The organism is Methanoculleus sp., from assembly GCF_020696975.1.
In the GTDB taxonomy this organism is placed as follows: Archaea; Halobacteriota; Methanomicrobia; order Methanomicrobiales; family Methanoculleaceae; genus Methanoculleus.
The window spans coordinates 323,136-333,371 of the sequence record NZ_JAJGBK010000032.1 but is presented as its reverse complement, the minus strand read 5'-3'; the positions used below and the strand labels follow the sequence as shown (position 1 = coordinate 333,371).

Annotated in this window: 8 protein-coding genes and 1 pseudogene; 5 read left to right on the top strand and 4 right to left on the bottom strand. The window is 60.6% G+C overall.

Annotation, left to right across the window (positions count from 1 at the left end; translation table 11 throughout):
* From QZ650_RS11755 to mcrB, 4 genes and pseudogenes are all read right to left on the bottom strand, one after another.
* Positions 1–938 (bottom strand): annotated as a pseudogene (locus QZ650_RS11755) (methyl-coenzyme M reductase subunit alpha); the annotation flags it as partial.
* Between the two features lie 5 nt (positions 939–943).
* Positions 944–1,708 carry a coenzyme-B sulfoethylthiotransferase subunit gamma gene (gene mcrG / locus QZ650_RS11750; RefSeq protein WP_292518848.1) on the bottom strand — a complete coding sequence of 255 codons (765 nt, stop codon included), beginning with the start codon at positions 1,706–1,708 and terminating at the stop codon, positions 944–946.
* Between the two features lie 91 nt (positions 1,709–1,799).
* Positions 1,800–2,270: a methyl-coenzyme M reductase operon protein D gene (gene mcrD, locus QZ650_RS11745; protein ID WP_292518850.1), complete on the bottom strand. Its 471-nt coding sequence runs from the start codon at positions 2,268–2,270 to the stop codon at positions 1,800–1,802.
* 16 nt (positions 2,271–2,286) lie between these two features.
* Positions 2,287–3,591, bottom strand: a complete 1,305-nt coding sequence (gene mcrB, locus QZ650_RS11740; protein WP_292518852.1) for a coenzyme-B sulfoethylthiotransferase subunit beta — start codon at positions 3,589–3,591, stop codon at positions 2,287–2,289.
* A 999-nt stretch (positions 3,592–4,590) separates the two neighbouring features.
* On the opposite strand from mcrB, the gene QZ650_RS11735 reads away from it, so the two are divergent.
* The 5 genes from QZ650_RS11735 to QZ650_RS11715 are packed head-to-tail and all read left to right on the top strand — an operon-like array spanning position 4,591 to position 10,228.
* Positions 4,591–5,004, top strand: coding sequence for a molybdopterin dinucleotide binding domain-containing protein (locus tag QZ650_RS11735; RefSeq protein ID WP_292518854.1), 414 nt, complete (start codon positions 4,591–4,593; stop codon positions 5,002–5,004).
* On the top strand, positions 5,004–6,374 hold the full coding sequence (locus QZ650_RS11730; RefSeq protein ID WP_292518856.1) for a formylmethanofuran dehydrogenase subunit B: 1,371 nt from the start codon (positions 5,004–5,006) through the stop codon (positions 6,372–6,374). The genes QZ650_RS11735 and QZ650_RS11730 overlap by 1 nt, the downstream gene beginning before the upstream one ends.
* A 3-nt stretch (positions 6,375–6,377) precedes the next feature.
* Positions 6,378–8,090 (top strand): formylmethanofuran dehydrogenase subunit A, encoded by a 1,713-nt coding sequence (locus QZ650_RS11725; protein WP_292518858.1) that lies wholly within the window; start codon positions 6,378–6,380, stop codon positions 8,088–8,090.
* A 13-nt stretch (positions 8,091–8,103) separates the two neighbouring features.
* Positions 8,104–8,904, top strand: coding sequence for a formylmethanofuran dehydrogenase subunit C (locus QZ650_RS11720; RefSeq protein WP_292518861.1), 801 nt, complete (start codon positions 8,104–8,106; stop codon positions 8,902–8,904).
* 58 nt (positions 8,905–8,962) lie between these two features.
* Positions 8,963–10,228, top strand: coding sequence for a molybdopterin-binding protein (locus tag QZ650_RS11715; RefSeq protein WP_292518863.1), 1,266 nt, complete (start codon positions 8,963–8,965; stop codon positions 10,226–10,228).
* The last annotated feature ends 8 nt before the right edge of the window (positions 10,229–10,236 follow it).

Genomic DNA, 10,236 nt, shown 5'->3' with positions numbered 1-10,236 from the left:
GCCTTCGCGGGGTCGTTGGGGTACTTCCGGTTCGCCTGGACGATATCCGAGAAGAGACCGAACTTGATGCCACCGGGCTCGTTCGGGCCACGGGCACGCCGGGCGGGCAGGAGTGAACCCATCTGGACGACGCCTGCGTGCTTTGCAGCGTAGGAGAGGTCGGCGACAGCCGCTTCACCGGCGCACATGCGGTAGGCAGCGATGAAGGACATACCGATCTGCATCGCAGACCACCGGGAGGTCGTTCCACCGTCGCAGGTCCTGGAGACCGCGGTCGGGATGTGGATTGCCTGGTACATGCTCTTGCCGACTTCGGCCTTGAGTTCCTCGGCCTGCTTGGCGGGGAAGAGCTTCTCGATGTTCAGCAGGAACTGGGGCTCGATGTCGTCAGCGAGCTCCTGGTCGCCGGTGAAGACCTTGACGTAACAGTCGTCGACGAGGCCGGGGTGGGTCTCGACCATGTGCTCCTGGACGACGGCGCCGCCGGGCATCGCGTGGTTTAAGATGTGGAGGTACTCGTTGATCGTCTCAGGGGTAACTTCCTTGCCGAGACGCTTCTGCAGGGTCTGGTGGGCAAGGTCCATGCCGACGATAACGGTCCGCCGGATGTCGTCCCACATCTGCTGCATCGCAGAGTTGTTGACGAAGTGCAGGTCGTCACCCTCCACGAAGACGCCGGTGCCGGAGACTTCGTAGGTCATCAGCTGGCGCTGGCCCATCGGGATACCGCCGAGGTGGCAGCGTTCGGGGTCGTACATGGAGATGCCGCGGTCCATCTCGACGGCACGGCTGGCCTTCATGAACTCCATCTTACGGGGAGACTGGCGGACGCCGTTGAACTTGTAGAACTCGGCGGTCTCTGACTCGACGTCCTGCCCCTGGAACTTCTCCTTGAGTGCCTTCAGGAACAGTTTCTGGGATCTCTCAATCTTTGCCATTGTAATCACTCCTCTTTCGGCATGAAGCCGTATTTCGTACGCAGCGAGTGGATGCGCTGGACATATTCGACGTACTCGGCGTCGTCACGGTAGGCGGTTCCAACAAGCGAGTGGTAGATCGTCGTGTGGGCCTTAAGCCACTTCTCGTCCATGGGCTTGCCGACGCCGACCGCACGGTCGAGGGGCTCGCCGATCTGGTTCTTGACGTACTTGACGATGCCGTCCTCTCCGAGGACGTTCCTCTGGAGCATATCGAACATCATGCCGTCCTCAGCGAGACGGAGCGAGTGGCCGTGCACGGTCGCACCACGGATGCCGACGAGAGCGGGGTCGAACATCTCGGTCTCGATGAGCTCCTTGGAGTACTTCTCGAGGTCACGCTCGCGGCACTCGACAATCTGACGGCCGGAGAGCGTACCGGGGTCGATACCGCGGAAGCGGTACATCTCGGTGTAGGTCCGCTGGTAGGGCTGCGAAGGGGCGTTGAACATCGAGTCCGCAAACTGGATGTAGCGGACGCGGTCGCCGGCCTTGGCACCCTCGGTGGGCTTGACGAGCTTGCGCATGGGGCAGTTGGGCTCCTGCTGCTCGGCAAGCGGCGGGTGAGCACTCGGGTACGCTGATCCGGGAGCGCGGTGGCCGAGGATCAGCACGATATCCTCATCAGTTACGGAACGAACCTTCTCAAGCTTCTGGTTGGGGTTCATCTGCTTGCGCCGGTTCTCGGCGACGATTGATGTCCCGGGACCATACTGGGGCTTGTATGCCATGTTTCAATTCACCTCAAAGCGATTGATATCTTATCCTTTTCCTGTATTGAACGAATTCCAGCCATATTTCCAGGTTTTGACAAACCTTCTGTCACCGCTTCGTCCGGATGATCACCGGGCTTTCCCCTTTCCGGGGGTCCGCAAGACCGATGAGCGTCGTATCGGCATCAGGGCCGTACTTCGCGTAGTCCACGAGCGTCGGGGCGGTCTTCATGAACCTGCCCTCCTGGAGCCGGTAGGAGAACCCCGTGAAGAAACCGTCGCAGATCGACCGGATCTCCTCGATGACGGGGGCGTCTTCGACCTCCAGGATCACCTCGCCCACCTGGACACGGAGCGCGATCTCGGCATCGCCGACCTGGATCGCCTTGCGGTCCGAATGCGGGTTTGGGCTTCCTCGTGCCGGCCCGTACGGGACAGTCTTTGGCAGACCGGGGCCGTGGATCATCACCCGGCGAATGCCGGAGACACCGGTGAGCATATTGAGCAGGCGTTCGGCAGTATCAGGCTTGAGCATCCTGAACGGCACGATCCTGACCTGTGGAAATGAGGCGTTCATCATTCGGCTCTCTGCTCGTTCAGGCTCCGTTTGCGATCTGGTTGATCGGCTTGTTGAACACATCGATCTTGCCGTAGGTGTCGGCAAAGAGCTTCGAGGTGCTCTCGGGCGAGAACATCTGGGTTCCGGCATCGAGGGCTGCCGCAGCGACCACACACGGGATGGCTACGCCGTTTGCGTGCCGGGTCACGACGTGGTTGCCGTTGAAGATACCGGGACCGCCGCCACCGTAGATCGAGTGGCTGAAGAACGAGAACCCGACAGCGGTACCCATGACACGGCCGTAGTCGGTGCTCGGGAGACCGGTCTCATGCTCAAGCAGGTCGTTGAAGTACAGGAGCGTCGCGGAGACTGCCTGGGCGAACCGTCCGGCACCACAGTTGACGATGGTGGCCGCCATGGTTCCTGCAGCTGCGTAGGCGTTCCAGAGCATGGGGTCCTTCGTGTCGTAGAACTGGAAGTAGCCGCCCTTCTTGCCCGGAGCGATGACCTTGTCCTCGATGGCGCGCTCGACCAGGCTCTGGACGACCGTACCGACGGTTCCAGTCTCGCCGTTTGCCTTGACGAGGTCGTAGACCATGTTGTTCGCGTTCAAGCCCTGGTAGGCGTAGGCGAGCAGCTGGGCGCGCTCAAACGGCCCGACAGCGGAGCCCATCTCAAAGATACCGGCGGTCTCGAGGGTGGACGAGAGTGCTGCACCCTGCAGAGCGTTCCTGCCGGTCATCATGACGGTGTGGTTGACGGGGATGTTCCTGAGCGCGTAGCCGATACCCTCGTTGTTCTGGGGGATGGTCAGGATCGACGTGACAAGCGCACCTTCCATGTCCTGGGTGTGGGGGTAGCTGCCCCAGCAGGCCGCCTTGACGGTGGATGCGTTGAAGGCGTCGATGTTGAACTGGTCGACGATCGAGAAGGTGGTTGCGGCTGCGACCGAGGTGATCGCGGCGTCGTAGGTGGACGCGTTGACCAGGCGCTTCGTCGGGACCTGGACGAGCAGGAGCTTACCGCCGTTGAACTCCAGGATCTCGGTGTCGTCGCCTTCCTCAACCTGGATCATCTCCTTGATCTTGGCGACGATGGCGTCCTTGTTCTCCATGATCGGGAGGTTGAGTTCTCTTCCCTTGATCTTGCCCTTGCCAAGCTTGCCGACCTTGAGCGCATCCTGGATGCCGCCGAGGTTGACGCTGATCGTTCTCTTGGTCAGGTCGATGATCTTACCTGTGGCCGGGTTAACCAGCGGGCTGATTCTGTCGAGGGTGACGCCGCTCTTGAGCAGCTTCCCATCATCAGAATAGAGATCGATTGTTTCCGTGTATTTAGCCATAGTATTTCATCCTTTTACCCTTGTTCAATGCATTCCGTTCATGCGAGAGATCCAGACAATCACCAGTTCTGGATCTCTGAAGGCCACTACTGCACGTCCCAAAAGGGACTATAAGAGTAGAAGAAGAGATACTAATAAAATTTGCGAATTTAAATGGGATTTTTTGCAAAAAGTAATATTCATACACGATATATTTCTAATCGGATATTTTAAAACTGAGATTCAATGGTTCAAATGGTTGAACGCCAAACTTAAAAAGAATTCCGCCAGCCAGCATCGTCAGACATACTCCGAACAGCCCCGGGGAGAAAAGTACTTATTAATTAATAAAATATACAATACTAATAGCAATAATTAAAATAACCCGCGCCAGATGTGAGGTCAAACGTACCGACTTTATAGGTTGCATTCCCAAATATATAATTCTACCCTTGTAAGAGCGGGATTGCCGCGAATTCAGACCATGCCGGACCCTAATTTTGGAAAACTCATTATTTCTTGCTAAAGTAAAAGAGGCATACATATATACACCTGCCGCAACCAGGCCGCCCCACCAGGACCCTGGAGACTGTCGGCAGGAGTCTGGTATGCCGACGCTCGAACGGCCGGGAACCGCAGACCCCGCCATGCCGGCATGTTAACCACACAGCATACGGCACGAGCCCGGAAAGCAGCAGCACCATACCCCGATAATGAGACTTTTTCGGCTAAACACGACAGAACCACGACCAGATTTTCAAATTGAATCCGCAGGATTTTACGATGTAAAGTTGATCACCTGAAATACCTTACAAATTCGGAATAGTTAAATACAAAACATTACAAGTTATGACAAAAAGCTACCCGTGCTCCCTCCGGAGAGGTTCGTTCCCCACGGACAAGTTCATCCCCGGCGTTTTGCAGAGGAACCCGGGTAACATCCAGTATCGGAAGAACCGTACTCTCATGCTTTGCCGGAGTCCGGGAGGCCGATCCCACCAACCACATAGAGGCAAAACTATGGCGAACAAGATTACGTTGAACATGATCACTCAGCGCTCCATCGAAGAAGGCGTCGCGATGGAGAAGGGCAAAACAACCCCGGAATACTTTGAGGCCTGCTCGATCGTCGAGATGCATGACGACGACGTCAAAGCGCTGGGCCTCGTCCCGAACCAGCTGGTACGGGTAACGAGCGAGTGCGGAAGTGTGGTCGTCAAGGTCGTCAGGGGGCGTCAATCGCTCTACCCCGGCCTTGCCTTCATCCCGCAGGGAGTCTGGGCAAACCAGGTTGTTCCTCCGCGGACTCAGGCGACCGGGGAACCCCAGTACAGCGGATTCCCCGTGACGATCGAGCCGGTGAACGGCGAGCGCCGGAAGAGCGCGCTCGAACTCGTTCAGGGAGCCGTCGGAATGTGGAGAGGTGATCAGTGATGCCAAAGAAGATTGAGAACGTCGGATGCCCATACTGCGGCGTCTGCTGCGACGACCTTGTCGTGACCGTATCGGACGATGGAAAGCAGATCCTCGAGGTGGAGAACGCCTGTGCCATCGGCAACCAGATCTTCCACCACGCAACAGGTAGCGAGAGGGTCAAACTGCCCCGCCTCCGCCAGCCGGACGGCACCTACAAGGATATCTCCTACGACGAAGCGGTGGATTACGCGGCAAAAGTGCTCTACAATGCAAAGAAACCCCTGATCTACGGGTTCGGATCGACCAACTGCGAAGGCATGGCCGCCGCGGCCAAGGTCGCCGAGAAAGCGGGGGCCGTGCTCGACAACTGCGCGTCCATCTGCCACGGAAGTTCGTTCCTCGCCATATTCGACAACGGCTACCCGAGCTGCACCCTCGGCGAGACGAAGAACCGGGCTGACGTCATCGTCTACTGGGGCGCGAACCCGGCCCACGCCCACCCGCGGCACATGTCCCGCTACTCGATCTTCCCCCGCGGCTTCTTCACCGGCAAGGGTCACAAGAGCCGCAAGATCATCGTCATCGATCCGAGGCACACCGACACCGCCCAGGTGGCGGACATCTACCTGCAGGTGAAGCAGGGGCACGACTACGAGCTCTTCGACGCGTTCCGTGCCGTCGTCCGCGGCCACGAGATCCCCGATGAGGTTGCCGGGATCAAGCGCGAGAAGATCCTCGAAGTCGCCGATATCCTGAAGAAGGCCCGGTTCGGCACCATCTTCTACGGCATGGGGCTCTGCCACTCCGACGGCCGCAACCACAACGTGGACATCGCCATCAGCCTGACCCGTGACTTAAACGACTTCACCAAGTGGACGATCATGGCGATGCGGGGCCACTACAACATCACCGGACCGGGTGCGGTCTGGTCATGGCAGTACGGGTTCCCCTACTGTCTGGACCTGACGAAGAAGGATATCGCCCACATGAACCCCGGCGAGACGAGCTCGGTCGACCTTGCCATGCGCGACGAGGTGGACGCCTTCTTCAACGTGGGGACCGACGCCGGCGCCCACTTCCCGATCGAGGCGGTCAAGCACCTCCGGAAGCACCCCTGGATCACCGTCGATCCGAACATCTGCATGGCGAGCGAGATCTCCGACCTCCACATCCCGGTGGGCATCGTCGGGGTCGAGGTCCCGGGCATCGTCTACCGGATGGACAACGTCCCGATCCAGTACCGTAAGGTCATCGACCCGCCCGAGGGTGTCATCAGCGACGAGGAGCTCTTCGAGCGGATCCACAAGCGGCTCTGCGAGATCGAAGCTGAAGAGGCCGCGAAGACCGAGATCAAGGCCGCTCCGGAAGGCGTCCGCGCGGAGGAGTGAAGCATGAGCGAATTCATTATCAAGAACGGGTTCGTCTTCGACCCCCTGCAGGGCATTAAAGGCGACCGCATGGATGTTGCAGTCAAGGACGGCAAGATCGTCGAGCCAGGGACCCTCAAGAGCCCGAAGACGATCGACGCCGCCGGCATGACTGTAATGGCAGGCGGTGTCGACATTCACTCTCACGTTGTCGGGCCGAAGGTGAACGTCGGCCGGCTCTTCCGGCCGGAAGACAAGCTCTTCAAGAGCCCCCACAAATCCCCCACGTGCAGCCGCATGGAGATGGGCTTCTCCGTCCCCTCGACGTTCAAGACCGGCTATGACTACGCGCGGATGGGCTACGTCTTCGTCAACGAGGCGGCGATGCCCCCGCTCCACTCCCCGCACGTCCACGAGGAGATCCGCGATACCCCGATCATCGACAACGCTGCGATGCCGGTCTTCGGGAACAACTGGTTCACTCTTGAATACCTGAAAAACAACGAGATCGAGAACAACGCCGCCTACACTGCCTGGCTTCTCCGGGCAACCCGCGGGTTCGGCATCAAGGTCGTCAACCCCGGCGGATCCGAGGCCTGGGGATGGGGTCTGAACTGTGTCAACATCCACGACCCGGTCCCCTACTTCGACATCACGCCGGCAGAGATCGTGAAGGGCCTCATTGAGACGAACGAGTTCCTCGGCCTCCCCCACTCGGTGCACCTGCACGCGAACAACCTCGGAAACCCCGGCAACTACGTCGACACGCTCGAGTCGCTCAAACTCGCCGAAGGCTACACCGCAAAGAACGACTTCGGCCGCGAGCAGGTGATGCACATGACGCACCTGCAGTTCCACTCCTACGGTGGCGACTCCTGGGGGAACTTCGAGTCCCGGGCAAAGGACGTCATGGACTACGTGAACGCCCACGACAACCTCACCATCGATATGGGCCAGGTGACCCTCGACGAGACGACCACAATGACCGCCGACGGGCCGTTCGAACACCACCTCTGCTCCCTCAACCACCTGAAGTGGGCAAACGTGGACGTAGAGCTCGAGACGGCCGCAGGCGTCGTCCCCTACATCTACAGCCCGAAGGTCAAGGTCTGCACCATCCAGTGGGCGGTCGGCCTGGAGCTGGCCCTCTTCTCCAAAGACCTGATGCGGACGTTCATCACCACCGACCACCCGAACGCCGGGCCGTTCACCCGCTACCCGCGTGTCATCACCTGGCTGATGAGCAGGGCTGCGCGTGACGCGACGATGAAGACGTTCAAGTGGCTTGACAAAACGATCGACGCAACCTCCATCGACGGCATCGACCGCGAACTCTCGCTCTACGAGATCGCGCAGATGACCCGGGCGGGGCCGGCAAAGGCGCTCGGTGTCAGCAACACCTACGGCGGGCTTGCCCCCGGCATGGACGCCGACATCGCCGTCTACGCCCTCAACCCCGAGAATATGCCCTCCGACCCGGTAGAGATTGAGAAGGCTTTCGGCCGGTGCGCCTGGCTCGTCAAGGACGGCGTCGTGACCGTCAGAGACGGCGAGGTCGTCGCGGAACCCGCAAAGCGGACCATCTGGGTCGACGTCAAGGTCCCGGAGAACGCGCAGGTGCAGCGGGACATCTACGAGCACTTCCTCAAGCACTACAGCGTCAAACTCGACAACTACTCGCTCTTTGAGGAACATCTCCACAACCCGCGGGTGATCGAGGTCAATACGACAGAATGAGGTGATGAGAAGCATGAAGACAGTAACCCTCACCCTGACCAATCCCCCCAGGCTCATGCTTGAGGGGCAGAATATCACACCGGACAACTTCGCAGGCAAGAAGGCCGCGGAGATCGCTGCCCTCGACGTCTGGGAAGGCAAACAGAAGAGCCCGCTCGGGAAGTACTTCACCGTCGCAGGCGACGGCGGAGCAACGGCAGAAGAGACAAAGATCGTCCTCCGCGGCGACTGCACCCGTGTCAAGAGGATCGGCCAGCAGATGACCGCAGGCGAGATCGTCATCGAAGGCAACGCCGACATGTACATCGGCGGCTGGATGAAGGGCGGCAAGATCCACGTGAAAGGGAACGTCGATTCGTTCTGCGGCATAGGGATGGAAGGCGGCGAGCTCATCGTCGACGGAAATGCCGGTCATCACCTGGGCGCATCGCCACGCGGCGAGTGGCGCGGCATGCAGGGCGGCGTGATCCGGGTCGCCGGCAGCGTCGGGAACGACACCGCCACGTTCATCAACGGCGGGACGATCGTCATCGGCGGCGATGCCGACATCCATATCTCCACTCACGGCGAAGGCGGGACCGTCATCGTCAAGGGCAACGCCAAGGGCCGTGTCGGCGGGCAGATGGTGAAAGGCGACATCTACGTCTACGGGACAATCGAGAATCCGCTCCCGGGCTTCCAGAGGGTCGGCGAGGTGGAGCAGGAGGTCGACGGTGAGACGGCCACCTTCACCCACTACATCGGGGATCTCGGCGAGCGCCATCCTGTCTCGAAAGGCAAGACGGTGTATGCGAACCTCTATACCAGAATCTAATTTTTTTTGCGAGAGCGACCGGGCCGCCGGGAGCAGGCGATGATATGGGCATAACGTTATGATGAGGCGGCGCCTCGCGTCAAGACCGCTTGCAGAAGTCAGGGAACTGATGCGTTCGGTCTTTCCGGCTCCCGATCGGACCGTCACCCTTCCGGTTGCCGATGCGGCCGGACGGGTGACGGCAAAACCCGTCTACTCGCCGCTGACCGTTCCCGAGACGGATATCGCTGCAAGAGACGGTTTCGCCGTCAAGAGCCGTGAGACCGCCGGGGCGAGCGCGGCAAACCCGGTCAGGCTCAAAAACCCCTTCCGGGTGAATACCGGGAACGCGATTCCCCCCGGCTATGACGCAGTCGTCATGATCGAGGATGTCATCGGGGAAGACGGCACCTGGAGTACCGGGAAGGCCGTGGTCCCCGGCGAGCACCTCCACCCGAGAGGGAGCGAGATCCGGCAGGGCGACCTGATCCTCCCGGCCGGGCACCGGATACGTCCCTGGGATATCGGGGCGCTCCTCTCCTCTGGGCTCGTCACGGTTGACGTGCGGGAAGTCCGGGTCGGCCTCATCCCGACAGGAAGAGAGCTCGTTTCGGCGGGCGAACTCCCGGGACCGGGAGAGGTTGTCGAGAGCAACACCGCCGTTGCCGCGGCACTGCTCGGCGAGGCCGGCGCTGCCTGTACCCGCTATGGAATCGTCCGCGACGAGCCAGGACTACTCCGGCAGGCCATCATGGATGGCGTCCACGAGAACGATCTCCTCCTCATCTCCGCCGGGTCATCGGCAGGCACCCGGGACTTCACCGCCGATGTCATCGCCGACCTCGGGGAGGTGCTCGTCCACGGCATCGCGATGAAACCGGGTACGCCGGCGATCGTCGGCCGGGTCGGAGGCAAACCGGTTATCGGGCTCCCGGGATACCCGATTGCTGCCCAAACAGCCGCACGGGAACTCGCCCTCCCCCTCCTCGCGGCGTGGGGATTTCACCCCCGGCCGGCGGAGCGCCTCCGCGCCCGGCTCGACGGGACGGTCACGGCGAACCCCGGCTACGACGAGTTCGTCCTCCTCACCGTCTCGCGGACAGGCGATCGCTACGCCGCGACCCCCCTGCCGCGCGGGGGCGGCACGCAGATGGCAATGGTGCGGGGAAATGCCTACCTGCACATCCCTGCAGGGGTCGGGAGCATCAGCGACGGCGTCGAGGTCGAGGTCCTGCTGACCGGGCCGCACCGGACGCTCCAGGGGGGGGCTGAAGTCTGCGAACCTGCACCGGGAGCCCGGATACCAGAAAAGGAAGCGGCATCCCCGATGAAAGACGGTCCCTGACGGAGCCC